The organism is Pseudomonas sp. EA_35y_Pfl2_R111 (assembly GCF_963970955.1).
Lineage (GTDB): Bacteria > Pseudomonadota > Gammaproteobacteria > Pseudomonadales > Pseudomonadaceae > Aquipseudomonas.
In genome coordinates this window covers 58,429-84,455 of record NZ_CAXAOM010000003.1, presented here as the reverse complement: position 1 = coordinate 84,455, position 26,027 = coordinate 58,429, and the positions used below count along the sequence as shown (strand labels likewise).

Sequence of the window (26,027 nt, the reverse complement as noted above, 5' to 3'; positions counted from 1 at the left end):
CGGCCCCATCATCGATCACTTCTCGGCGGCGATGCGCTGGCGGATATGCTCGGCACGGTCGGCCGAACCGGGATGGGAGTCGAACATGCTGCTTTCGCCGCCGCCCTGCTGGGCCAGCTTGTCGAAGGCGCTGGCCAGACCTTGCAGCGGAATGTTGCGCTGCTTGAGCAGATCAAAGGAGAAGTCATCGGCGGCGCTTTCCTGAGACTGGGAGAACTGCGCGTTGATCAGCGCCTCACCCAAATCGCCCAATTGCGAGCTGGACAGCGCCATGGCGGCACTGTTGCCGGAAGAGGCAATGGCACCACGAGCCACCGAAGTAGCGTAGGCCGCTTGCATCGCCTTCTTGGTGTGGCCGAGAGCAACGTGGCCCATCTCGTGGCCCAACACGCCCTCCACCTCGTTGTCGTTCATCAGGTCCATCAGACCGCTGTACACACGCACGCAACCGTTGGCCATGGCCCAGGCGTTGACTTCGTCAGTCAGGTAAACCTTGTAGGTAACCGGCGTCCCGTTGACCTGGCTGCCGAGGTTGCGGGCAATCGTTTCCAGGCGCTTGCTGTACTTGCTATCGGCTGGCGCGATTGGCGCCTGGGCGTCCATCTGTACGCAGGCGTCGTCGGCCATGCTCTTCACTTCAGCATCGCTGAGAGTGGCAGCCTGCATGGTTTGCAGCCCGGTGCTAAGCATGGCGTCGGGGCTCATGTTCTGACAGCCGGACAGCAGAGTGGCGAGCGCGAGCGCGGAAAGGGAGAACTGCAGTTTCATGGTCATCGTCCTTGAGGATTGAGGCAATGGAGTAGCCGAGAGGCAGCGGCGTCCCGGCCGGCGCGGCATTGTCGGTGATATGCGCAGCCCCAAAGCGAGACACAGCTCACGTTCTGCAGCTTGGCTCAGGTCGCCACTGCCCCAGTATCCAGACGGCTTTGCACCATAAAAACAGTGGCGCGGCCTAAGGCCCGCAAGAAAATTGGTCTATACCACCAAACCTTAGTTGGGTTGAGGCAGCCCGGCACATAGGCTTTAAGTTTGGAGTGCGGCATTGCAACAGTTCTGCCATCAATGTCCGCTAATACTGCTCAACTCCAACAACAAAAGAGCGCCTTCCCTATGAAAACCCTCACCTCCCTGGTCGTTGGTCTAGGCCTGGCTTTTAGTGCCAGCCACGCCAGCGCCTGGTCGCAACCTACACACAAGAATATCGTCAAGGACGCCCTGGCCTTCCTCAACTCGGCGCACGCCACGCCCGAGATGAAACGCGCCTACCAGTTCTACGTCGGCGCAGCCGGCAGTGAAGCCCGCGCGGGGGAAATCCTCGGCCAGGCGGCCTACGACGTCGATGACTTTCAGGACACCCGCCTGGGCGGCTGGTGGGTCGGCTACGAGCATGCGCCGGTGTATGGCGCAGCGGCCTCCATCGTCAATTACACGTCCTATTGGCACTTTATCAACATGGCCCGCCAGGGCGACGCCCACGGCAACGACCACGGTGGTTACGACTACCGCTACCGCAAGGTGGATGGCAGCTGGAGCGGCGACGTTGACTGGTACGCCATGGTTTACCTGTACAACCGCGAGCTGAAGAAGAGCGACTTCGACACCACCGAAGCGCATTACCGCCAGGGCACTTCCTCCAACTGGCAGACGCACTACGGCGACTTCCAGACGGCGGCCTTCCAGCCCATCGATAACCTGGCCAAGTACTGGTTCGATCAGTTCAAGAACGCGCCGTCCCTGCAGACCATCGGCTACTCGCTGCACACCACCGGTGATGTCGCACAGCCGCACCATGCCTGGGTTACGTCGGGCAATGGCCACTCCGGCTGGGAAGGCTGGGTGGACGATCATTATTTCAGCGAAGGCCTGAATAATATGGCGGCAGTGGCCAACCGGGTTGGCAGCTATGACGCGCAGAAGCCGATCCGCGATCTGTTGACCCAGACCGCCCAGGTCGCCTACCAGCGCCCAGAACCGCTGTATGACACCAGCTACGCCACCCGCCTGCGGGTAGCCAAGGAGCTGATTCCGGAGTCCATCGCCCTCACCGTCAGCGTGCTGACCAAGGGTGCCAACACCTTCTACGGCCAGGGTGGCCTGTAAGGTGCGCGCGATCATCCAGCGCAGTTTGCTGGTACTGGGGCTGACCGGCATCTGCCTGTCAGCCCTGGGCAGCCAGGACATGCGCATCAACGGTGAACGCCTGCCCGGCAAAAGCATCGGCCTGCTGGAGCAGGCCATGACCCGGGTCAAATTCAATACCGACCTGCGCATGCTGCGCACAGGCCTGGCGGAAAACCACCTGCTGGCCCGCGAGGTGGAAGCCGAGCTGAGCAGCAAATACCGCAGCGATCTGGATGCGCTGGTCGAGCGCGAAGCCGCCAACCTGATCGAGCAGGTCTACGGCCGCCAGTTCGATCACGATGTGCGGCCCTTCCTGCGCCAACCACAAGCGCTGAGCAGTGCGCGCCTGCGCCAGGTACTGACCGCGCAGGCACAGGGCGTAGTGCTCGATAGCCTGCAATTAAGCCCCCAACAGCAAGCCGACGCCGCGCAGGTACAGCTAATCAGCTGGCAGTTCCCCGGTATGGCCGAACAACGCCTGAACCTGCTGGAGCTGTATCAGGGCGACAACGTACAAGGTCGAGTGGAGCTGCAACAGGGCAACCTGGTGTACCTGGCCGAACAGGTGCGCCAACAGGCGCTGCGTGACTACCTCTGGTATCAACTCGGAGAGAAAGGCTTTGGCGCCGACGAACAGGCCGGCATCCGCCAGCTGGTGCGCGACAAACTCGTCCGCCACAAATACCTGCATCAGCTTGGTCTGCACAACGACTTCCACCATGAAACCGCCAGCCTGCGCGAGCGGGCCAGCCAGGTCAGTGATACGGATGCCGAGGCCTACTACCAGCGCAACCTGCAGCTCTACCTGAACGTTGCCCAAGTGCAGGCCAGCCATATCCGTTTGGCTGATCAAACCAGTGCTGACCGGGTGTATGCCGAACTGCAAAAGGGCCTTAGCTTCGATGAAGCCGTGCGCCGCTACTCACTGGCCGATACCAAGAGCCACACGCCACCCGGCGACCTCGGCCTGATTCGTCCGCAGGATGCGCAACTGGATTTTCTACGCAAGACCGCCCTGCTGCAAAAGGCGAACAGCATTTCCCAGCCGATGCTGATCGACGGCGCCTTCGAGATCGTGCAGGTACGCAGCCGTGAGGATAAGCAATTGCCGCTTAGCGATCCGAGCGTGCGTTATGAGGTCAACCAGGCCGTGGCCAAGGAGCAACTGGCCTGCGAATTCCAGGCCCGCCTGCAAACCTTGCTGAGCAATGCCGAGGTACAAGGATTATGAAAGGCTGGCTCGGAATTGGCCTGCTCGGCGTGATCACCGCGCTGACCATCGTAGTTGTGCGTACGCCCCAAGCCGACACCGCGCCAGCCGTCGCGCCACAGGCTACAACACCAATCAGCCCGCCCATCCACTTGCCCGAAATGCCCGCAGCCCCGCCAACACAGCAGCCAGCAGCAATCCCAACGCCTACAGGAAAACCTGTGGAAGCACCGCCCAGCGAACCGCAACTGAATGCCCAGGAAGCGCAAATGCTGATCCAGCTAATGGCCGACCAAGGCGACCCACGCAGCCCGGCCCTCGGCCAGCTCAAACCACGCCAACCCGCATCCGCCGCCCAGCTGGCCGACCCGGCGCAGTACAACGCCTTCGAAGAACAACAAACCCGCGACCAGATCATGGCCTACGCCAGCGGCGTCCAGCAGATCCCCGCCATCCGCGACCGCATCGAACAAGCCGCCCAATCCGGCGAACGCAGCCAAATCGAACTAGACGAAGCCCGCGCCGCGCTGGAGCAACTGGAAATGCTGCAGAGCAAACTGCAGAGGGAAAGGCCGGAGTTGTTGCAGAATTCGCCCCTACAAAAACCTTAATTAGCAAAAAAGCGGCGACTACAACGACTCAAGGAACCACATCGTTAGGACAGCTGTACATCAACTCATGAGCCTTAGATAAATAACTGATCACAGATTCCGCACATGCTGGCTCATCAGATTAGGGCGAGAGAATGCGTCGAGTTTTTGGATGCGGATTAGCAACTCATCGATGACGTTCTTATAAGTTTCCTTATCCATATCGCGCCAATATCTGGGATTGCGACCCGTCAAACGGTCATGTTCGGAGGTTGTTGGATCAAGCGGGCGGAATTCCTCCCAGGTGGGTATTTCCGGCAACGGATGACTGATATCCATATAGTTTTGCCACATATCCCAAAGCGCGAAACAAGCCTGCTCCGAACTCTGCAAACCCGTTACGGGCTTAAAGTCGATTGCTACGGACTGGTAACGGTGCACGAGATGTAGGGAGTACTGTGGCAGTCCTTGGCGGCTTGGCAGGATATGTACGCAAGCATCGAACTCATAAAACGGCCGAACGAAATCGCCCTCAATACCCAGATGTGCAAACTGTCCGGGCTTACGCGCAAAAACAGTGACCTGGCCGGTTTGCCGATTAAGCTCCCAGAGCGGGCCTTCTGAGGGTTTTAAGATCCAATGACTGGGAAGCCGATATACAGCTATGTGACCTATTAGCCAACAAGAGAGTGTGGGAATAAAAACCCAGCAAGCTGAAATTATTAGAGAATCTACAACCCCACTAATTCCTCCTACTGTATTACTCCCCATGTATATCATTATTGGCATAAACATAAATAAATAGAGAACAACACCAATTAAAAAAAGAGCCCGCCCCACCCCCCACATGTAGAGCCATGTTTGCGTCCAAATCGACGCATGCGCCCGCCGGTAACAAAGATGGTTGCAGGCATTATGAAAAATCGCTTCATTGCGCTGACGAGTACCGGGTTTTTTCCGTTCATCTTCCTCCAACTCCCGCAGCTGTTCCGGCGAGTCGTCATCGATAAAACTGAACGGCGCTATATCTTCCGTACTCCCCCAGGGCAGGGTTCTTGTCAGTAACCCAGCTTGCTCGTGAAGCTGTGGCGGCTGCTTGGGGATATTGCGGGAGTCGTAGGCCCCTTCGGCATAGTGGGTAGTAACAGCCGTATTCATGGCGGTGCAGCCTCTTAATCTTGATGGCTTTGTTCATCGGCCCAGAAAGCCTGTTGAGTTGCCGTGTAATTAGGTTTGCCATGCTCACTGGCATTGAAACGCAGGGGGTCTACCGGTGGCGGGGCAGGGAAATGCCACTGCTGCTTGCCATCATCTGCAATCACCTGTGCCCGTACGGCCCAGCTGTAGCGGTGCATGGTAATGCTAATGCCGCTGCGCTGGGCGGGTGGGGTTGGCGGTTGCCGTAGATACAGATCGAGCCCCACCGGAGTCTGCTCTTGATAGAACAGATAAGCGGGTTTGGGCTTCACCTTATCCGCAGGCAGGCTGGTATCCAGATAGAAGTTCTGCCCTGGCAGCAACTCTACAGTTTCCACCATGCGATCCCCCCTCGGGCTGGGAGAGCTGCGGTGTAAGCGCTGCCAAATGCCAACACGCATCTGACTGGCCCCCAGGGAGCTGATTAGTCCCGGTAAGTTGCTGGCAATCTGGATACGTATATTGGCTTCGCGCATGGCTTGGTGCCTGGCCTCCTGGCCGGGTATGGGGTAGCTGCTACGGGCTTTGGCTTGCTCGGGGTTGGCTTCAACCTGTATATGCATGCCAGCAAACAAACCGACCAGGCGATAGAAGGCCTCTTTCTCATCCAGCAGATGGGCTGGGCGCACCGTGTCTATAAAAATGCCGGGCTGGTCTTTACCGAACGGCCCCAGCTTAAGCCACTCCTCGACCGGCGTATCGTCCAGCCACCAGACCAGCGCCGCGCCGGCCAGGGTCAGGGCCAGGCCAATGGCGATCATCCAGCCTGCAGGCCCCAGCGCCAGCAAAGGTGCGCCGGCGGCAGGGCCAACCATAAAGGCGCTGGCGAAAGTGGCGACGCCGCCGGCGGCCATCAGGGCATAGCCCCAGCCAGCATCGTCACCCAAGGTGAACTCATGGATTGCGTCCGAGATATTCAATCCGGTGAACAGAACCGCGCCCACGGCCCCCAAGCTCATTCGCGTGGTGACCCTGATGGCGAAGAGCTTGCCCCCCGCAAGTCGGTTGCGAAACAGGGTGCGGTCCCAACTCGCGCTTACTGTTCGCATAACTCTCGTATCGTGAGCCACACGCTCGGCAAGAAGTTCAAGGGCTAGACCTGCATCATAAAAGGCACTGAACACACCAATACCAGCGCGAAGGTCACCCCGATTACGAAAAGTCATCTCCCAAGAGGCCCATTCGGCCCGGACATTAAACAACTCAAACATCATCATCAGCGGCGGCATGATCGGCGAGTTAAGCGTGCGATATACCCCGCTGCGTAGTCGCGCCTGGTAAGCGCGGTCTGCCTCGCCAAGGCTCGTTCGCTGCCGGTTAAGGTTCTCTTGCGCTTGGAAGAGTTCGCGCAACTGCTGGTAGAGCCGCTCCAAGCGCTGGGTGGTTTCATGACGAACCGGTAATACCACCAGTAAATGTTCCTGTTTACCGGAGGGAAGGCCCGCGGCTCTGGCCTCGCTGGCATTGCTGGTAGCGGTTACACCGCCCTGCCCATCGCGTACGGTGCCGTTCATGCGTGTTCCTGGACCGGTTGTTGCCATGCCCAGCAGGTCGGGGCGCACTATGTAGTGGTCACGGGTATTGACTCGGCCACTGCGTTCGAAGCGCATTGCGCCCAGGGTTTCGGGAAGCATGGTGCGAGCCAGTTGAAAGCTTCTGGCTTCATATATGTTCAATCGGGCCAAGCGGGCGTCATTGCGCAGCACCTCCTGGCTCTGGCCTACACTACGGCCGGAGGTATCCACTTCTGCCGCCGCCTGATTGACTCGGCCTTGGGCAGTTGTGACGGCGTTTTCCGCTGCCTGCAAGGTACCCTGCAATACACCCAGTACGCTCATAAGTGCGTTAATCGAGCTCTTGAAGCCGAGCAAGCTCTTGAAGTCGCCCCGCTGGGCAGCAGCGATCAGAACAGCGGCTTCCAGTAGTTGCACCTTGTCCGGCTTGGGCAGTGCGGCGTTTTCCAGTGCAGCAAGTGCCTTTGGACGCAAACGACCATCGCCCAGGTTCTCTTCCTTGCCCGCTGGGCTTTGGTAGGGCGCCATGCAGATCTGTTGGTCAGCTGTTGGCCAGAGCATCGCATTTAAGGGATGACGATTGTTGTCGGCGATATCGAGAATGAGCTTTTCCTGGTCGGTGGCCTTGCGTCGAAAGCTGAGATTCAGTGGGTCATTCAGTCGCTTGGCCATACCGGCCATGCATTGCCCGGTCAGGGCGAAGGCGCCCAGGTAATCGAAACCGTCCAGGCAAAAAAGATCGCCCAGGGCCTGTTGGTTGGAAGGCTCTTTGAGGCAACTCGCCATACACCTACGCGCCTGACCATGAGCGATTTGAGCATGGTGGCCAAGCGGCTCGGCAAGAATATGCCTGATGCGTTCATGGCCCTCCGCATCCAGCGCCTTGGCGCAGCGGCTTAGCGGGTTGGTTTTGCCATCAATCCGCAACGGCAGCACGAAATTGCTCACGAGCAGTGCACTGGCATAGTGGGACTGAAGGCTGGCGCGTTCGGCGGCCAGGCTCACCGCTGCTTGGGCGGCTTCAATGCGGTCGCGCAATTGACGCATGCGGTATACCGCGTCATCCACCAACAAACCGGCGATTTGCCGGGTGCGAGCATCTACTAGCGCATCGGTAACGGCAGGTTGTGCCTGCCAGTTCTTGACGCCTTCTTCGATCTTTTCTTTCTGTTTTTCTTGCTGGGTTTTATCTTGTGGTGGACGCATCGTCAGCAGTTTGCGCTCCAGGCAGAGCGCCAACGGGTCGAGTTCCGGCGCCTTGCGCATATGGGGAGCTTGCCCAGCTTCGTAGCCGTCGACAAGCTTCTGCGCTGCCTGGTAGCACTTCGCTGGATAGCCGCCGGCAAGATCATGAAGATAGTGCGTGGGATGATCGAATTGCGGTTCGTACAGCGGTTCACGCAGGCGCTGCGGTTCTGTCAGATTCAAGGGAAAGATTCGATTGTTCAAGCTACGGCGGCGAGCTTCGGCTTCTGCGGCAGGCTGCATGGCAGATGCATTCTGACTGAGAATGGCCAACAGCAACCCCTGAGCCAAGGCACGCCCGTCAGGGCCAGCACCGAGCTTTTTAAACTGCTGAGCGGATGCCTGCATATTGAAACGCTGGCAACGCTGGGCGCGCAGCTTGGTGTCCTGTTCCAGACGGCGCAGGCGAGCGGCAGGCAGTTGCACCTCGGAAAAGGCAAGTTCGACGTCGCTCACTTGATCGCGATTCCAGCGGGCCGGCAGCCAGATTTCCTGCAGACCTTTACCGCAAGCATCACGTGGGCCGATACAGAATCCGTCTTGTTGGCGAAAGGCTTTTACGTCTATGTCGTGATAGGTGTTTTTACCTTCGCTCTGACGGATTTCGAGTTCGCGCCAGAGCTTGCCGCGGTAAAAGACATAGAGGTAGCCGGGTCTGGCGAGGACAGGGATGCCTTGATCCTTTTCGTTTGTGCTACTACGCATGGGCGTTAGAGGCACAATCGGTACAATCTGGTTCCATTGCTGATCGACTTGCCTTGGCGTGGCCTTGGCATCGTTCATTAGTGGCAGGAGTAGGGGGCCACCTTTTTCCGTTTCAATTTCCAGCCAAAGGTGACGGGTTGGTTCGTTGTCCCAAGGCCAGATATGCAGGGTGCTGCTAAAGGCTGAGTCGACCAGCGGCTCCAGTTTGCGGCGTTTGGTCAGCGCTTCCTGCTGCTGATTGTCGGTTGCATCGTAGATGACGATTCGTTGTCCTGGCGGGTGATCCTTGCCAATGACTTCGACGATCAGCTTGCCGGCCTCGCAGGCCGGACCGCCGCTCAGACTTCCAACTTTTGCAGTCATGCGTGGGGCTCCTTGAGTGTCGGCGATACTTCCAGGTAGGCACGCAACTGCTGCAGTCGCTGCTGCGTGTCGCCGGCAGGGGGGACGGGGTTGGTGGCATGGTCAGGATATTGGATGCGCAAATCGAGATAAGCCTGCAGGGCGTCAGCTTCATCGAAGCTGGCGGCCAGCCCCTGCTGCAGGTAATCCCAGGCCAAGCTGAAGGGCACTCCGGGTTGGCCTTGTAGCCACTCGTAGGTGAAGTGTTCCAGTTGCTGGCGTTCTAACGCGTTGCTCTGCTGCTGGTTGAGCGGCATCGGTAGCGGTTGTTCGGTCACGGCGGTGCCATTGAGATTGCTCAGGCTGTGCCAGTGGCTCAGGCCTTGGGCGCTATCGGCCCAGGTGCCGCCATGCCAAATCAGTTGCTGGATAGGCCCTAGCCAGGGCGTAACGCTGTCCGCATCACAAGCGGGAAAAAAGTAACTGGCGACGCGTGGGTCGTAGTAGCGCAGCAGGGCTTTACGACCGTCGTCGAAGCTGACGATCAGCATGCGCCTCAAATGCGCCAATAACTCTTCGAGGGGTTGCGGGCTGCTCAGGAGCAGGCCGCGCCATTCGTTGGGTGCATTACGGTATTCATCAAGCAGAGCACTTCCGGACAAGCATAGGACCAGCGGGCCTTGCTCCTGATGAGCCGCCAGCTCTGTATCGGCGAACAGATAAATGGGCTCTGGAGCTTGCTCCAGGGCATAGACGCGTTCTAGCTTTTCATCGCCGTTTTCCAGTAGCAAATAGGTTTTCCCGGTCACGCCTGGGAAGCCCTGCTGAATACGCATTGTCATCTTAATGACTCCGCCTGAAGTGCGGCGCGACACGGACAGTTGGCTAGGGGGCATTGCAGCGGTGTACCGCCTTTAGGCTTCTGGCAAAGTTCGACAAGCGGGCTGTTGGCCAAGCGCGCCTGCTTGAGCCTGTGTTCAAGCACCGCGCCCGGCATATCTGCATCCGCCGGTAGTGCCTGCCCCGGCAGAATCGGCGCTGCCCCCGACCCACTCCCCGGCGCGCCGCCGGAGTTGATCTTGATAATCGGACCAACCATCGTGATGCCACTGGCGTCGAGTTTGATAAAGCTGCCGGCGGCTTTGAAGGTGAGTTCGCTGCCGGCTTCGAGTACGACTTTCTGGCCGCTGGACAGGTGGATCTCTTGGCCGGCGTTGATAAATTGGCCGGTGCCGATTTTGATGTGCTGGTTGTTGCCAACAGTGAGGTGGTCGTTGGCTTTGACTTCGCTCTTGCGGTCTAGATGCGTGGTGCGGTGTTCTTCGGCCTTGAATTCGCTGTAGCTGTTGGCTTCGACAGTATCGTGGCGTTCGTTGCCGATGCGGATTTTCTGGTCGTGCTCGATGTTCTCGTCCCAGTCGCGCTCGGCGTGGATGTAGATCTGTTCGGCGCCCTTTTTGTCTTCGATACGCAGCTCGTTATAGCCGCCACCGCCGGGGCTGCTGAGGGTTTTGAACAGGCTGCGGGTTTTGTTCGCCGGCAGGTCGTAAGGCACGACGTGTTCGGCGTGGTACAGACAGCCGGTGACCAGCGGTTGATCGGGGTCGCCTTCGAGGAAGGTGATCAGCACTTCCATGCCAACCCGTGGAATGGCGATGCCGCCGTAGCGGTCGCCGGCCCAACTTGAGCTCACGCGCAGCCAGCAGCTGGTTTTGTCGTCGGCTTGGCCTTCACGGTCCCAGAAGAATTGCACCTTGATCCGGCCGTATTCATCGCAGTGGATTTCTTCGCCCGGCGGGCCGGTGACCACGGCGCTTTGGCTGCCGAGGATGCGTGGTTTCGGGTGGTTGAGCGGTGGCCGATATAGCACTGTCCAGGGCGTGGCGGTAAAGCGGTTGCGGTAGCCCTGCTGGAAGCCATCGCTGGCCTCGGTGTGGCTGGTCACCGACTCTTCCAGCACCTGCGGCTGTTTGCCCTCGTGGTGGATTTCGGTGAGCAGCCAAAGGTCGTTCCAGCTGGCGCGCGGGTGCTCGGTCAGCGCCAGGAAGTGGCCGCTGACCAGCAGCGGCTGATCGCCGTCGCCTTGCGCCAGTTCGAAGTCATGGCGATGGCGTTCTAGGATGCGCTGGCTAAGGTGTTTGCCGCGCTCGCGGTCGACAAAACGGCCGGGGTAGTCGTAATCCTCGAGGTCGGGTTTGAACGCACTCTTGGCGTCCGCCTCCATCAGCAGCTTGGGTTTTTCAAAGTCGTAATCACGGCGGGTCACCCGGCTCGAACGGGTTTCCACGCGCACGCCGAAGCGCTTGATTACCGGTTTGTCAGCGACCAGGCCGCTGTCCTGCTGATAAGCGGTTGGCGCCAGTTTGGGAAACGGCGTCTGGTCGTCGCCAAAGGTCAGTACATGGCCTTGTTCGCTGTGTTGGAAGTGGTAGTGGATACCTTCTTCCTCACACAGGCGCTGGACGAAGTGCAGATCGGATTCGTCGTACTGCACGCAGTACTCACGCTCGGGGTAGATCGAGCCGAGTTGGAATTGGTAGGCGTTGGCCTGAATGCCGTGCTCTTGCAGCACTTGGCTGATGATTTCCTCCACCGTCAGGTGCTGAAAGATACGTTGGTTGGTGCGATGCGCCAGGTACGCCAGCTGTGGGCGCAAGGTGACGTGGTAGCGGGTCAGGCGTTTACCGGACTCGCCCTGGGCGACGCGGTAGATCTGCCCGTGAATGCCGTGGCCGGCCTGATCGAAGGCGAGAAAGGCGGCCTGATGCAGCAGGCTTTCCAAATCAAGGTCAGGACGTTCGCTAACCAGTTCCAGTTCGAACTCGAAGGGCTGACTGATCGCCTCGCGACCGTTGAATTCGAGCACCTGCAGATCGTGGCTGACACCTTCGATCATCAGGCTGAAGTGAGTCTGGTTGGCGGCGGCGAACATTCGTTGTTCCTCTTGTTTCGTCCATGAATCGAACCACTGCGCAGTTCTAACCCAGACCAGGCCTGGGTAGCCGTGCGCACTCGCGGTTTTTCGCGATGCCTATCAATGTTTGGCGAAGCAGGTCTCACTGGAAACGCAGCGGCCAGGACGATGCCTGGCCGCTACGGTGTCGTACGAGCTCAGCCAGTTTTTAGGCGGAGATCGGGGTACGCCAGTCGTCAGAGCCGGAAGTACCGGAGACTTCGTGGGTCCAGACGATTTTGCGGTAGGTGAAGTACACGTCTTCGAGGTGGGTGAAGTGGGCCATGCCTGGATCCTGGCAGTTCGGCATACGCGACTGCACGTCAACGATCACGGCATCTTCCAGCTCGATGGTGAAGTAGTGCTCCTGAGTACCGGTGGAGGAAGTGCGGTACCACTCCAGACGGCACTTGGACAGACGCTCACCGGAGGTCAGGGAGTTGAAGATCAGCGGCGAGGATTTGTCGAAGACTTTGGTGATCATCAGCGGCTTGTGGACGCGCTGACCAGTCGGCTGACCGGACTGCGGATCACGCGGGATGATGACCTGGTGGTTGAAGGCTTGAACCAGGATCTGGTCTTCATGACCTTCCTGGAAGATGTTACCGACGGAATCTTCGGTGAAGGTGCCGGCAGTGATCAGGCCTTGTTTGGTGCCTTCGAGGGACAGATACGCGGGTGTTGGCATGAGTGCTTTCCTTGCCTTGGGTCATGGATCTGCAGTGATCCGGGAGCTTCCCCTATAGCGACAAGCATGCCAATTAAATAAAATCGTTATAAATCATCGGCTTAATAGAAAGCCAAATGCACGCCCCAACCAGCTGTGAGCCAGTTCACTAAAAGCTGAGCAAGTTATTGCGCAAGACTGCGCAGGTTTCTGCGCAGCTCGCTCAAGGCCAATGGATACAGGCGCTTCAGCCTAATCCCCATAGACTTATCAACAGAACGCTGCGCAATAAACTGCGCAGCGAATGGGTGCGTCAGGCTCGACTCAAGATACGCCGCTCGCCCGGCGGCGACGCTGCAACCAGAACACCAGAGCGAACAGCAGGAAGCCAGGAATCCACATCAGCTCCTTGATCCAACGATCCGTTGGCGCGCGAACCTTGAGGATTTCCTGATCGAACGCCAGACCGGCTTCAGCCGCCGGGCTGCCGAAGGTGACGCTGTCGACCAGCACCTTGCCGCCCTCTTCATAGGTCAGCAGGCCGAGCTTCTCCAAACGCTCTTCGCCGCTGGCGCCTTCCGGTACGGGCAGCAGCAGGCTGAACTCGCGGGCATCGCCCACCGCATCTTCACCCTTGATGCGCAGACGCAGCTGGCTGCCATCGGCCACATCACCGAGAGCCTGGGCCAATTGTGCCGGCGGAATGTCACGGTAAGGGTCGTGCACGATGTCCATCCAGAAGCCCGGACGGAACAGGGTGAAGGCCACCAACAACAGCAACACGTTCTCGTACCAACGGCTGCGCACCAGGAAATATCCCTGGCTGCCGGCGGCGAAGATCAGCATGGCGACGGTGGCGATGATAAAGATCAGCACGCCGTGCCAGAAATCCACGTCGATCAGCAGCAGGTCGGTGTTGAAGATAAACAGGAACGGCAAGATCGCCGTACGCAGGCTGTAGTAGAAGGCCTGAATCCCGGTCTTGATCGGATCGCCCTTTGACACTGCCGCAGCCGCAAATGAGGCCAGGCCCACCGGCGGCGTAACGTCGGCCATGATGCCGAAGTAGAAGACGAACAAGTGCACGGCTATCAGCGGCACGATCAGGCCGTTCTGCTGACCGAGGGTGACGATCACCGGCACCAGCAGGCTGGACACCACGATGTAGTTGGCAGTGGTCGGCAGGCCCATGCCCAGGACCAGGCTAAAAATCGCCGTGAGCACCAGCATCAGCAACAGGTTACCCATCGACAGCAGCTCGACCAGATCGGCCAGCACCAGCCCAACCCCGGTTTGCGATACCGCGCCGACAATGATCCCCGCCGCCGCCGTGGCAATGCCGATGCCGATCATATTGCGCGCACCGGCAATCAGGCCCTCGCGCAGGTCGATCACGCCGTCCATAAACGAGCCATGGGCATGCGTGCCATCGGTGCGCAGCCAGGTCAGCAAAGGACGCTGGGTGAGCAGGATGATCACCAGCATCACGCTACCCCAGAAGGCCGACAGGCCGGGGGATAGACGCTCAATCATCAGGCACCAGACCAGCACCACCACCGGCAACAGAAAGTGCAGTCCAGAAAGCAGCACGGCACGGGTTTGCGGCAGTTTGTCGAGCGGCGCGTCAGGGTCTTCGGCAGGCAGCACCGGCACGCTGGCGGCGATTTTCAACAGACCCAGATAAACCAGCGCCAGCAACGCGCCGATACCCGGCAGGGCATATTCGCCCAGCGCCGGTTTAAGCCAGCCAAGGCCGTAATACACCGCCAGCGACAGACCGCTGATCAGCGCCGCACCGAAGGCGAAGCCGGTCAGGCGGCGCAGCCAGGGCTTGGGTTGATGCCCAGGCACCGGCTGCAGGCCGAGCTTCAGCGATTCCAGATGGACGATATACAGCAGCGCGATATAGGAAATCGCCGCCGGCAGGAAGGCGTGTTTAATGATCTCGACATACGGCATACCGATGTACTCGACCATCAGAAAGGCCGCGGCGCCCATCACCGGCGGCATGATCTGACCATTCACCGACGAGGCTACTTCCACCGCGCCGGCCTTTTCCGCCGAGAAACCGGTGCGCTTCATCATCGGAATGGTGAAGGTGCCGGTGGTCACCACATTGGCAATCGACGAGCCGGAAATCAGCCCGGTCAAACCCGACGCCACCACCGCCGCCTTGGCCGGGCCACCGCGGAAGTGACCGAGCATGCTGAATGCCAGCTGAATAAAGTAATGCCCAGCGCCAGCGCGTTCGAGCAAGGCACCGAACAGCACGAAGAGAAACACGAAGCTGGTGGATACGCCGAGGGCGATGCCGAACACCCCTTCGGTAGTAATCCATTGGTGGTTGGCCATGGCATTGAAGCTGACCCCACGGTGCGCCAGCATCCCCGGCATATACGGCCCAGCCAGGCTGTAGACGAGGAACAGCAGGGCGATGATCGCCAGTGGCGGCCCAAGCACTCGGCGAGTGGCTTCCAGCAGCAACGGGATGCCGATGCACGCGGTTAGCATGTCCGCGGTGGTCAGGCTGCCGGGGCGCAAGGCCAGCTGCTGGTAGAAAATAAACAGGTAGGCGGCGCTGGAAGCAGCGACCAAGCCTAGAGCGATATCCACCAGCGGCACACGGTCGCGCGGCGACTTCTTAAACGCCGGGTAGGCGAGGAAGGCCAGCAACAAGGCAAATGCCAGGTGGATAGAGCGGGTTTCGGTGTCATTGAACACACCAATGCCGAACACGAACGGCAGCGGCGAGGCGATCCACAGTTGAAACAGCGACCAAAGCAGGGCCAGGCCGGTGATCACCTGCGCCATGGCCCCCAGCGGGGTGCGCGCACCGACATCCTGGGCAATCAGTTCTTCGGTGGACAGTTGCTTGTCATGCATGGGTTGAACCTGCATTCGAGAGTACGGAAACGGCAAAACCCGCAGCCTTACAGCTGCGGGTTTGCTTATCTAGAGACACTAGCCCGTTTGGGCGGGCAGCGTGGGCCGCTTACAACCAGCCGCGCTCTTTGTAATAACGCACTGCGCCTTCGTGCAGCTCTGCGCTGAGGCCGACTTTGATCATGTCTTCTTCTTTCAGGTCGGCAAATGCAGGGTGCAGACGCTTGAAGCGATCAATGTTGTCGAATACCGACTTAACCAGCTGGTAGACCACTTCCGGGCTGGCCTTGGCCGAGGTCGAAAGTACGGCTTTACCGCCGATGGACGGCGTTGGCTTGTCGTTGCCCTTGTACACGCCGCCAGGGATATCAGCCTTGGTGTAGTAGCTCTTCTCAGCCAGCAGCTTGTCGATTTCTGCACCGGTCACCGGCACCAGTACCGCGTCGGTAGTGGTGGTGGCTTCCTGGATCGCGCCATTTGGATGGCCGACAAAGTAGGTCATAGCGTCGATATTGTTATCGCCCAGGGCAGAAGCCTGCTCAGCGGGCTTCAGCTCGGCAGCCAGGGAGAACGCAGAGCGGTCCCAGCCTTTGACCTGCATGATCTCTTCCAGGGTGTCGCGCTGACCGGAACCTGGGTTGCCGATGTTGACGCGCTTGCCTTTGAGGTCATCGAAGCTGGCGATGTTGGCGTCACGGCGGGCGAGGATGGTGAACACCTCACTCTGCAGCGAGAACACCGCGCGGATGTCCTCCATCGCGCCTTCTTTCTCGAACGGCGCAACGCCCTTCATGGCTTTGAACTGATGGTCCGACTGCATGATGCCGAAATTGAACTCGCCACTGCGGATGCCGTTGACGTTGGCCACGCCGCCACCGCTGGCTGGGGCGTTGCACTTGATGCCGTGTTCAGTGGCACCGCGATTGAGGAAGCGGCAGATTGATTGACCGGCAACGTAATAAACGCCGGTTTGACCACCGGTGCCGATGGTGACGAATTTCTCTTCGGCCTGTACGGCGCTGCTCAGGGTAATACCTGCGAGTGCAGCCGACAGGGCCCATGCCAGGGATTTACCTTTCATGGGAGTTCTCCTTTTCTGTTTATTTTTGAACCGGTCGCACCTTATGGGTGCGTCCGGAGGACAAGAGTCTAACCGCTCAGCCACAGGTTGCACGGAGTAATACCGGCAGCCCTGGTAACCAAGTGTTAGAAGGGGCTGTCGCCGTTTCGTTCGCGGCGGTGCGAATGGAACAGAGTCTAGACGTCTTAACGCTACCTTCAGGCCACAGCTTTGGGCAGAATCGGGCCATGTCAAAGCACACCCACGACTCACTACACACCTCGGTCAGCGCCAGCATCACCCTCGCGGTGTTGCATGCCGCCAGCCGCCTGGGCGTTGATCGCACGCAACTGATGAGCGCCTGCGACCTCAGCGACAGCCAGCTCAGCGACCCCGATGCCCGCGTGCCATTCGCCACTCAGGAACAACTCTGGCAACAGCTTGGCCGTATCGAACATACCGAACCCGGTCTGGCCCTGGGCTGCAACCTCGCCCCTGGGCCGTTCAGCGTGCTCGGCTACCTGTTGCAGAGTAGCCCGACCCTGGGCGACGCGCTGGCCGCCGGGCTGCGCTATCAGCGTCTGGTCGGTGAGGGCGGCGAGCTGCAATTACGCGAGCAGGGCAATGAGCTGCAGCTACTCTATCGCCCCCTGCATCCCGAGCTGCCGGTAACCCGCACCCGCGTGCTGGCGCTGATGGCCTGTTGGGTGCAGATGCTGCATCCACTGCTGGATAACTGGCAGTTGCTGCGCGCGCAGTTCGTCCACCCAGAACCGCCGACGCTCGACAGCTACCGCGAGATCTTCGCCTGCCCGCTGCAGTTTGCCGCCAGTGATTACGGCATCGTCCTGCCGCGCAGCCTGGCCAGCGCGCCGCTGATACAAGCCAACCCACCGCTGCAGAACCTGCTGCGCCAACATGCCGAAGCCCTGCTCGCACGCTTGCCCAGCGAAGGGCTAAGTGCACGGGTAGTGGCCTTACTGGGCGAGCAACTGGCGCGCGGCGAGCCGGACCGCAGTGAGCTGGCGCGCCATCTACACCTCAGCGAACGCACCCTGCAGCGCCGCCTCGCCGATGAAGGCTGCAACTACCAGCAACTGCTTAACGACACCCGCCAGCAACTGGCCGAACAACACCTAAGCACCGGCGACTTACCCGCCGCAGAAATCGCCCTGCTGCTGGGCTACTCGGAACCTAGCGTGTTCTTTCGCGCGTTTCGCCAATGGACCGGGTTAACCCCAGGTGAATATCGGGCGCGGCAGAAAGCCCAATAACTATCGATTAAGTATCTTCAAGGGAGCAACATGGAGCTTAAAGTAGGAAACTTCACCTTCGGAAGGTGCGACAAAATTGCTGCAGAATGGATGCATCAACACGGGGAAGTTTTACTGAAGTATTCTCTATCGATCATATTTATTTGGCTTGGAGCGCTGAAGCCGCTTGGCTTAAGCCCAGTAAATGATCTGGTAACCAACACAATAACCTGGCTTCCTCCCGACATCTTTATCCCCATCCTGGGGTATTGGGAGATTGCCATCGGTATATGCCTGCTTTTTAGACCACTCCTGAGAATTGCCCTAACCCTACTGTTCTTACAGTTGTTCGGGACTATCCTGCCGTTATTTGTATTGCCTGAAGTCTGCTTTATAAAATTCCCTTACGCCTTAACTCTTGAAGGGCAATACATAATTAAAAATTGCGTGATCTTGAGCGCGGCCCTTGTGGTTGGCGGCGGCTTAAGCAAGGACAGCTCGCTGCATACCAACCAATGTGTTCAAGAAACCTAACGTGTGTTCAAGTCGCTTGCGAGAGTCAAGCCTGCCCTTCAATCCCCTGCGCCCGTAAGAACGCCACAAACGCCTCACGCGAGCTATAGCGTGGGCTAAAGCCGAAGTCCTGTTTCAGCCTGCGGTTGCTCAACACCGGGCGATAGCGCAGAAAATCCACCTGCTCCGGGCCGTAGGGGCTGAGGCCCAGGGGTTTGAGTACGCGCAACGCGGTGCGGATCAGCCAGGCCGGCAGGGCGCGGTAGGGTTTGCCGAGCAGTTCGGCGATTTCCTTGAGTGACAGCGCGCCATCGCCGGCCAGATTGAAGATGCCGGCGCTCTGCTGGCGTAGGCCGCGGCAGATGATGTCCACCACATCCTGATCCCAGATAAACACGAAGCGGCTGTCGCTGCCGCGGATGCCTAACACCGCCGGTTTCTTGAACAGCTCGGTGATCTGGTTGTTTACCTGTTTGCCGAGAATGGTGCCGGGACGCAGCACCAGCTGCTTGAGTTGTGGATGCTGCGCGCGCGCCTCTGCCAGCAGCAGTTCCACTTCAAGTTTGTGCTTGGCGTAGGCGAAGTGGGGATGGCCGCGCAGCGGCTGGTCCTCATCCAGCCATTCGGCATTTTGCGGGTCGTAGCCATAGGCGGCGCCGGAGCTGGTGACGATCAACTGCTCGACGCCATGGGCCGTAGCCGCCTGGATCAGCGACTGGGTGCCGCCGACATCGATGGCATGCAGCTGTGCTTCGCTCATGCCTGGCGGCGGGGTGACCACCGAAGCCAGGTGAACAATCGCCTGTGGCTGCCAGGCCGCTACGCAACCCTCCACGGCGGCGGGCTGGCTGATATCGAGCAGTACCGGTTCGATATTCAGCTTCATCCCCGCGCGGTTCTGAGGGCGGATATCGGCGGCAATAAGCAGCCACTGCGGGTGCTGAACGGCCAGTTGATTAAGCAACTGTTGACCGATGTAGCCGGCTGTACCGGTGATCAAGACGCGCATTTAACTCTCCATAACGCAGCGCGGCACCGTGGTGCGGGCGCTGCGTTTTCGCCGGCGATGTTTACCCATTGCAGGCTATCCAGCGCGTTGCTGGGAGACAGTGGCGAGGCTGGCCAAACAGCGTGGCGAAAGGCGACAGATGCCTGTGCCCTGGCCGGCTGGGCGCGCTATGCTCTGCGCCTCGCCATTTGCCCAGGTATGCCGCCATGAGCCAAGCCGAACAGAATCTGCGTATCGACTACATCGAGTTCGCCGCCGTCGACCTGCCAGCGCTCAAGCAGTTCTATGAACAGGTCTTCGCCTGGCGCTTTACCGACTATGGCCCGCACTACAGCAGCTTTACCGACGGGCGCATGACAGGCGGCTTTACCACCGACAGCGCAGCGGGTAGCGGACCGCTGGTAGTGATTTACGCCACTGATCTGGAGGACGTTTGCGCCCAGGTGGCGGCGGCAGGCGGGCAGATCACTCAGGAAATTTTCAGCTTCCCCGGTGGGCGACGCTTCGAGTTCAGCGATCCCAGTGGTAATCGTCTGGCCGTGTGGTCGGAGTAATCGGACTTCCCATGCAAGCAGTGAAACAGCAGGTGCTCAAACTGGTCGCCCTGATTCAGCGCAATCCGGGGATGGTGGCGATCTTTGGCTTTGCCTCGGGTTTGGCGAGTTTTCTGCTGGTCGAGCGCCAGGCTGAACTGGCGCGGGTGTTGGCGCTGATGATGCTGGTCAGCTGGCTATGGCTGATTCTGGAAAACATCCTGCGCGCGCGCATCGCCCAGTGGTTCGGCTTTGAGTTACCGCCGCCACTGCTGCGCTATGCCACGCAGATGATCCATCAGGAGAGCCTGTTCTTCGTTCTGCCGTTCTTCTTTATCACCACCACCTGGAACAGCAGCCAGCTGGTGTTCAGCAGCCTGCTGGCCAGCGCCGCGCTGATCTCGATCATCGACCCGTTGTACTACCGCTGGCTGGCGCCCAGGCGCTGGCTGTTTCTCGCCTATCACACCCTGACGCTATTTGCGGTGCTGCTGACGGCGCTGCCGATCATCTTCAAACTGACGACCCCGCAGAGCTACCAGTTGGCACTGGCGGCGGCAGTGCTGCTGTCGTTCCCTTCATTGTTCACGATCATCACCGTGCAACGCTGGTGGCGGGGCCTTTTGCTGATTGGCCTGACCCTGGCCATTGGCGCAGGCGGCTGGCTAGCACGTATCTGGGTACCGCCGGCGACGCTGTGGCTGACTGAGGTGGCGGTGACCAGCGAATTCGATAACCACAACCGCGCACCGGGCGAGAGCATCAAGGAACTGAGCGTGGCGCAACTGCGTAGCCAGGGCCTGTTCGCCTACACCGCAATCAGTGCGCCGCGCGGGCTGAACGAGCGGATTTATCACGTCTGGCGCCGCGATGGCGGCGAAGTCGAACGCATCGCCCTGGATATCCACGGCGGGCGCAAGGAAGGCTATCGCGCCTGGACCCACAAACAGAACTTCCCCGCCGACGCCGTAGGCCGCTGGCAGGTGCAAGTGCTGACCGAAGCCGGGCAGATGATCGGGGTGCTGCGTTTTAAGGTGGTGGAGTAACCACCGACAACCCTATTTGAGATCTCGCGAGCTAGAGTCCTGCAAGGCAAAAACTGGCGAGGAAGCGGAGTGTACTTTTGTACATGAGCATTCCGAGCCTGTTTTTAACGCAGCAGGGCCGACGCGCAGCAGATCGTTGCCGAACACCTACCCGAAGAACCAGTAGCAGACGAAGATAGCCGCCACCACCCCGGCAAACTCGGCCAGCAGTGCGCAGCCCACGGCATGGCGCACGCGCTGGATGCCGACCGCGCCGAAGTACACCGCCAGCACATAGAAGGTGGTTTCCGTGCTGCCTTGGATGGTCGCAGCCACCAATGCGGCAAAGCTGTCGACGCCCTGGGTTTGCATGGTTTCGATCAGCATGGCACGCGCCGCGCTGCCGGAGAACGGCTTGACCAGTGCGGTAGGCAGCGCCTCGACAAAGCGCGTATCCCAACCCACTGCTTCGACCAGCCAGCGAATGCCGTCGAGGCCGAACTCCAGCGCACCGGATGCGCGAAGCACGCCAATCGCACAAAGCATCGCTACCAGGTAAGGCAACAGGCTCTTGGCCACATCGAAGCCTTCCTTCGCGCCTTCGACAAACTCCTCGTACACCGCGACCTTCTTCAGCGCGCCGAGCAGCAGAAACAGCATGATGATGCCGAACAGCGTGAGGTTGCCGGCCAGCGACGACAGGGCCGCCAGCGCCGTGGCCGACATAGTCGCCAGCACGGCCATAAAGCTGCCGAGTAGCAGCGCACCGGGAATCAGATACGCCAGCACCACCGGGTCCCACAGACGCAGGCGCTGCATCAGCGCCACCGACAACAAGCCGACCAGGGTCGAGGCGCTGGTGGCCAGCAGGATCGGCAGAAACACCAGGGTCGGATCAGGCGCCCCCTGCTGCGCGCGGTACATAAAGATGGTCACCGGCAACAGGGTCAGCGACGAGGCGTTAAGCACTAGAAAGAGGATCTGCGCATTAGTCGCGGTGGTGCTGCTGGGATTGAGGGTCTGCAGGGCGCGCATGGCCTTAAGGCCAATCGGGGTGGCGGCGTTGTCCAGGCCCAGGCCATTGGCGGCGAAGTTCATGGTGATCAGACCGAGGGCCGGATGGCCGCGAGGGACCTCCGGCATCAGCCGCGCAAACAGCGGACCGAGCATACGCGCGAGGGCATCGACCAGGCCGGCTTTCTCGGCGATACGCAGCAGGCCGAGCCAGAGGGTCAGGGTGCCGAACAGCAGCACCATGACCTCGACCGACAGCTTGGCCATGGCAAACAGGCTTTCGACCATGGCGGCGAATACCGCCGGATCGTCACCGAGCAACCAGCGCGACAGGCCGGCAATGGCCGCCACCACGAAAAACCCCAGCCACAGCCAATTGAGCATGCCGTTTCTCCCCCCGATCAGTGGGCGCGATGATAGCGCGGCTTAGCAGGCTGTTGAAAAACTACCTGCGTTGCCATCGCGACGTTAAAAACAGGCTCGGCAAGCCGCTTGCGGCTAACGCGCTTTAGCGCGACCCGAAGGGCGAGTGGAACGAGTAATGCTCATTTACAACTCGTAAACACCGCTTTTTCGCCTGTTTTTGCCTTGCGCTGGCTGCCTCGCCAACGTTTTCAACGGCCTGTTAAGAGAGGCTGGGGTGGGGTTAACCGCTATGGCGCGCTTGAGCCGCGAGCCATACAACCACTAGCAATCGCCGGGCGGAGAGGGCGAAACCTTGTCCGCCGCAGCGGGCGCTTTCACAACTGCTCAGCCGTACTCACGGCGCGCCATGGCCCCACCGAATCCCCACTGAGCGCCGACCAGTACCAAGCCGAGTTATCGCTAAAAATCTGCCCAGCGGCGTCCTCGATGTACTCGCATACACGCAGATCGACGCCATGACCACTGGCGACAAAACAGCGCTGCAAGCCGGCGCCATCACTGCGCTGCTCCAGATGGATGGCCTGAATTCGATAACCCAGACCGCGGTAGCAATCCGCGGCCGGATGCAACTTACGCGTGGGACGAGTCACATGGCGCAGCGTGACCGCCCGCGCACCCGCACTAAAACGGGCGATAGCGCCGGGAAACTGCGCGGCGAAACGCTGCTCCACCGCCGACAAGGCCAACGGTTGCAATGGCTCGCCAGCGTATTGCGCTGGCCACTCGACAAAGCTGCCGTACCTTGGCTCAACAGCCGCAGGCGCTGCCAACAGCGGCCACAGCGCCACAGCCACGAACGCCGTGAGCAACATCACTTGCAACGCCGGCTGCAGCGACGGCCGCTGGCCCGGCAGCTCAGTCGCCAGTGGCGCAAGCGTGACTTCGTGGGCCATGCCATTCGCCATCATATAGCGCAGCACCAGCGCACAAACGCCGACGAACACCAGCAAGCCGGTGCCCTCGTGCATCCAGCCGGGCCAATCCAGGCGCCCGGTTTCCTGCAGGATCAGCAGGCTATTGCGCAGAATATTGCCGGCCAGTATCAGCACCCCGAGCAGCGGCAAACGGCGCAGTAACTGGCGATCGCCCATGCGTAGCCAGGCGGCGGTGGCGAACGCAGTGAAGTAGGCGACCCAGGCCATCTGAATGCCCGAACAGGGTGCATCGACCATGATGAGTTGCCCGGACACTTCCAGCGTGCTGCCTTGGCGTAGCACCTCCAGCCCGCCGGCGCGCAGCAACCAGGCGCTGACCTCAGCGGTCAGCACCCGCAGCGGATAGCCGATGAAGAACTGCAGGGACGACATGATCGGCAGCGCCAACAAGCCCAACCCCAGCCAGGCCAGCAGCGCCTGGCCCGGCGCGCGCAGCGCCAGCACCCCGGCGAACAGCGTCAGCACCGCCACTACCGCGCGGAATAACGGCGGCAAGCCTGGCACCAACCCGGCCGCCGCGCAGAGCAGCACTGTCAGCAGTAACCAGGGCAGCCGCGGCGCGGCCGATAACTGGCGGCGCTCACGCCAGAGCATCAGCACCAACGCAAGCAGTGCGACTATGCCGAACGGGTCGTCGGAGCCATCGCTCATGCGCCGCGCGCTCCACTGCCACACCGGCCACAGCGCCAATGCCGGCAGCAGCAACCACAGCCATGCCGGCGGGTTGACCCCAGCGCGCGGCCAAGCCATTGGGAGCGCCGGCATCACTTAAGTTGCTCCTGACGAGTATGCTGGCGCGCCAGCCAACCCATACCCAGAGCCGCGACCAGCAACATCAGCCAGGTACTCGGCTCCGGGGTGCTCGACACCAGCGCACCGATCGCCTGATTGCTCACGCCCTGGGGCAACGGCAACGCTTGCTTGACGCTGACGGCAGCGGCCGGGGCGGGGTTGCGTACCTGTTCGTCCACGGCGATAAACGAGGTGTAAGGCGTCAGCAGGCTATATTTCAGGCCCAAGTCGAGAATCGCCTGGCTATGGGCGTAGTCACCCTCGAGGGTTTCCTGATCGGTAAGGCTGGCGACCTTATGCCGCGCCCATAAATAGCCCAGCGCCCGATTGTTCTCGCTGGCCATCTCGGGCTTGATCGGCACCTCGACTCGGTACGGCCCGGCCGCGCCGCGCCCCTCCACTTGCAGGCTGCCGCGCGCCTCGCCGCGCCATTTGCCGAACACCACCAGCGGCCGCTGAGCGAACAGATCCGGCAAGGCCACGGGCTCGACATCGTAGACCTCCAGCCCATCGAAACGCACCTGCGGGTCGGCCAGCACCGGCGCATCGATCATCTGCCGAAAACGCTCGGCCTGCTCGTCCGCCGCCGCCTCGTTGAGGACTACGAAGGGCTCGCCTTGCCCGGCCCGCGCCAGACCCTCGATCAGCTGACGATTGACCGAGCTGCCAATACCGAAGGCAAACATATTGGCCTTGTCCAGATTGTTGCGCACCAGCTCGAAGGCCTCGCGTTCAACCGACACGAAGCCATCGGTGACCACTACAAAGCTACGCGCCCGCTCGGGATCGCTCGGCACAGCCAGAGCCTTACGCAACGCCGGCAGCAGCTCGGTGCCGCCCGAACCCATCGTGGTGTCGAGCATATCCAGCGCAGTCTCGATATTTGCTGGGGTAGCCGCCTGCGACTCATCGGCGAGCATGCTGCTACTGCCAGAGAACAACAGCACATTGAAGCTGTCGACCGGGCGCAAGCTGCCGATCAAATCGCTCAGCAGGCGCTTGGCGGTATCCAGCGGGAAGCCATGCATGGAACCGGAGATATCCACCACGAAGATATATTCGCGCGGCACCAGCATCTGGCTTTTCACCTTCGCCGGCGGCGCGACCAAGGCCAGGAAGAAGTTTTCCTCGGCGCCTTTGGACAGCAGCACGCCGCTCTCGAAAGTGGCGCCACTCAAACGATAGTCGAGGATGAAATCGCGGTTATTGCTCTGCACCGTATCGCTGCCCAGGCTGACCCGCGCCTGACTCGGCGTGCCCTGTTGCAGTTCGATCTTGTGGCTTGGCGAGCGGATATCGGCCAACGGCACCGGCGACTGCAACTCCACCGCGAGCGAGAAAGCATCGCGCGTCGCTTCGCCCTCGGGCAAATATGGCGTGCTGACCCAAGGGCCAGCCTTGTGGCTCTCACTGCCGGCACTGCCGTTGTAGCGCGGCCCGACCACGGTAGGGAAGACGAAGCTGTAGACGCCATCGGTAGGCAGCAGCAACTCGGTATAGCGCAGCTCCACGTCAACCACATCGCCGGGCAGGATATTGGCGACATTCATCTGGAATACATTTTCGCGCTGTTGTTCGAGCAGGGCCGCGGTCTTGCCAGCGCTCTTGGCCTCTTGGTACTCCTTCTGCGCCTTCTGCTTCTCGCGGATCTGCGCGCGTAGTTCACGCTCGCCCAAGCGTACGGTCATGCCGTACACCGCCGCGCGGGTCGAGCCGGGAAACACATAACGCGCCTCCAGCACCCGCGTGCCCTCGTTGCGGTATTGCTGAACGACCCGCACATCGGCGATCACCCCCAATACCCGCACCTCGACTTTGGTGGCCTTGAGCGGTAAGCGATCCACTGCGGGATCGTCGCTCTGTACCGCGAAATAAGGACTTTCGCTGTGCTCGGCGGCGGATTGCTCGCTGGCCAGAGCGGGCTGCGCCAGAACCAAGGCGATCAGCAGCACAAGCCGGCGACCGACGCTGATCTTAGAAATGGATAAACAATCAAACATGGCGAAGCTCCCCGTAAGTTATGCAAACACGGGAGCCATG

General features: G+C 60.3%; 19 protein-coding genes. 7 read left to right on the top strand and 12 right to left on the bottom strand.

Translation table 11 applies throughout. From position 1 onward, the window contains the following. Positions 1 to 15: 15 nt before the first annotated feature. Positions 16 to 768, bottom strand: a complete 753-nt coding sequence (locus AACY25_RS13325; RefSeq protein ID WP_339525135.1) for a M48 family metallopeptidase — start codon at positions 766 to 768, stop codon at positions 16 to 18. Positions 769 to 1,110: 342 nt separating this feature from the next. On the opposite strand from AACY25_RS13325, the gene AACY25_RS13320 reads away from it, so the two are divergent. From AACY25_RS13320 to AACY25_RS13310, 3 genes are read left to right on the top strand one after another with little or no spacing between them, the layout of a single operon-like run. Next, the gene (locus AACY25_RS13320) at positions 1,111 to 2,100 is read left to right on the top strand and encodes a hypothetical protein (protein ID WP_339525133.1); all 990 of its coding nucleotides are present in this window, start codon (positions 1,111 to 1,113) and stop codon (positions 2,098 to 2,100) included. A 1-nt stretch (position 2,101) separates the two neighbouring features. Beyond that, positions 2,102 to 3,352 (top strand): peptidylprolyl isomerase, encoded by a 1,251-nt coding sequence (locus tag AACY25_RS13315; RefSeq protein WP_339525131.1) that lies wholly within the window; start codon positions 2,102 to 2,104, stop codon positions 3,350 to 3,352. After that, positions 3,349 to 3,942, top strand: coding sequence for a hypothetical protein (locus AACY25_RS13310; protein ID WP_339525129.1), 594 nt, complete (start codon positions 3,349 to 3,351; stop codon positions 3,940 to 3,942). The genes AACY25_RS13315 and AACY25_RS13310 overlap by 4 nt, the downstream gene beginning before the upstream one ends. Before the next feature lie 90 nt (positions 3,943 to 4,032). Here the strand turns inward: AACY25_RS13310 and AACY25_RS13305 are convergent, their stop codons facing one another. From AACY25_RS13305 to AACY25_RS13275, 7 genes are all read right to left on the bottom strand, one after another. Next, a complete protein-coding gene (locus tag AACY25_RS13305) occupies positions 4,033 to 5,079 on the bottom strand; it encodes a hypothetical protein (RefSeq protein ID WP_339525127.1) in 1,047 nt (348 codons plus the stop codon). 14 nt (positions 5,080 to 5,093) lie between these two features. Beyond that, positions 5,094 to 8,945, bottom strand: coding sequence for a toxin VasX (locus tag AACY25_RS13300; RefSeq protein ID WP_339525125.1), 3,852 nt, complete (start codon positions 8,943 to 8,945; stop codon positions 5,094 to 5,096). Further along, the gene (locus AACY25_RS13295) at positions 8,942 to 9,766 is read right to left on the bottom strand and encodes a DUF4123 domain-containing protein (protein ID WP_339525123.1); all 825 of its coding nucleotides are present in this window, start codon (positions 9,764 to 9,766) and stop codon (positions 8,942 to 8,944) included. The genes AACY25_RS13300 and AACY25_RS13295 overlap by 4 nt, the downstream gene beginning before the upstream one ends. Then, on the bottom strand, positions 9,763 to 11,856 hold the full coding sequence (gene tssI, locus AACY25_RS13290; protein WP_339525121.1) for a type VI secretion system Vgr family protein: 2,094 nt from the start codon (positions 11,854 to 11,856) through the stop codon (positions 9,763 to 9,765). Before tssI ends, AACY25_RS13295 begins: the two co-directional genes overlap by 4 nt. Before the next feature lie 190 nt (positions 11,857 to 12,046). Then, the gene (locus AACY25_RS13285) at positions 12,047 to 12,565 is read right to left on the bottom strand and encodes an Hcp family type VI secretion system effector (protein WP_090443843.1); all 519 of its coding nucleotides are present in this window, start codon (positions 12,563 to 12,565) and stop codon (positions 12,047 to 12,049) included. 303 nt (positions 12,566 to 12,868) lie between these two features. Next, positions 12,869 to 15,427: a TRAP transporter permease gene (locus AACY25_RS13280; protein WP_339525119.1), complete on the bottom strand. Its 2,559-nt coding sequence runs from the start codon at positions 15,425 to 15,427 to the stop codon at positions 12,869 to 12,871. A 109-nt stretch (positions 15,428 to 15,536) separates the two neighbouring features. Further along, positions 15,537 to 16,508: a TAXI family TRAP transporter solute-binding subunit gene (locus tag AACY25_RS13275; RefSeq protein WP_339525118.1), complete on the bottom strand. Its 972-nt coding sequence runs from the start codon at positions 16,506 to 16,508 to the stop codon at positions 15,537 to 15,539. Between the two features lie 227 nt (positions 16,509 to 16,735). On the opposite strand from AACY25_RS13275, the gene AACY25_RS13270 reads away from it, so the two are divergent. After that, positions 16,736 to 17,761, top strand: coding sequence for an AraC family transcriptional regulator (locus AACY25_RS13270; protein ID WP_339525116.1), 1,026 nt, complete (start codon positions 16,736 to 16,738; stop codon positions 17,759 to 17,761). Between the two features lie 30 nt (positions 17,762 to 17,791). Then, entirely contained in the window at positions 17,792 to 18,274 is a 483-nt protein-coding gene (locus tag AACY25_RS13265) for a hypothetical protein (protein ID WP_339525114.1), read from the top strand. 25 nt (positions 18,275 to 18,299) lie between these two features. Here the strand turns inward: AACY25_RS13265 and AACY25_RS13260 are convergent, their stop codons facing one another. Beyond that, positions 18,300 to 19,262 (bottom strand): SDR family oxidoreductase, encoded by a 963-nt coding sequence (locus AACY25_RS13260; protein WP_339525112.1) that lies wholly within the window; start codon positions 19,260 to 19,262, stop codon positions 18,300 to 18,302. Positions 19,263 to 19,468: 206 nt separating this feature from the next. Here AACY25_RS13260 and AACY25_RS13255 point away from each other — a divergent pair, with 206 nt between their 5' ends. Further along, the gene (locus AACY25_RS13255; RefSeq protein ID WP_339525110.1) at positions 19,469 to 19,816 is read left to right on the top strand and encodes a VOC family protein; all 348 of its coding nucleotides are present in this window, start codon (positions 19,469 to 19,471) and stop codon (positions 19,814 to 19,816) included. An 11-nt stretch (positions 19,817 to 19,827) separates the two neighbouring features. Further along, positions 19,828 to 20,841, top strand: a complete 1,014-nt coding sequence (locus tag AACY25_RS13250; RefSeq protein WP_339525108.1) for a DUF5924 family protein — start codon at positions 19,828 to 19,830, stop codon at positions 20,839 to 20,841. 147 nt (positions 20,842 to 20,988) lie between these two features. Here the strand turns inward: AACY25_RS13250 and AACY25_RS13245 are convergent, their stop codons facing one another. The 3 genes from AACY25_RS13245 to AACY25_RS13235 all read right to left on the bottom strand — a co-directional run bounded on the left by AACY25_RS13245 (position 20,989) and on the right by AACY25_RS13235 (position 25,987). Next, a complete protein-coding gene (locus AACY25_RS13245; RefSeq protein ID WP_339409515.1) occupies positions 20,989 to 22,218 on the bottom strand; it encodes a nucleoside recognition domain-containing protein in 1,230 nt (409 codons plus the stop codon). Between the two features lie 356 nt (positions 22,219 to 22,574). Beyond that, entirely contained in the window at positions 22,575 to 23,945 is a 1,371-nt protein-coding gene (gene xrtQ, locus AACY25_RS13240; RefSeq protein WP_339525106.1) for an exosortase Q, read from the bottom strand. A 14-nt stretch (positions 23,946 to 23,959) separates the two neighbouring features. Next, on the bottom strand, positions 23,960 to 25,987 hold the full coding sequence (locus AACY25_RS13235; RefSeq protein WP_339525104.1) for a VIT and vWA domain-containing protein: 2,028 nt from the start codon (positions 25,985 to 25,987) through the stop codon (positions 23,960 to 23,962). Positions 25,988 to 26,027: the final 40 nt, after the last annotated feature.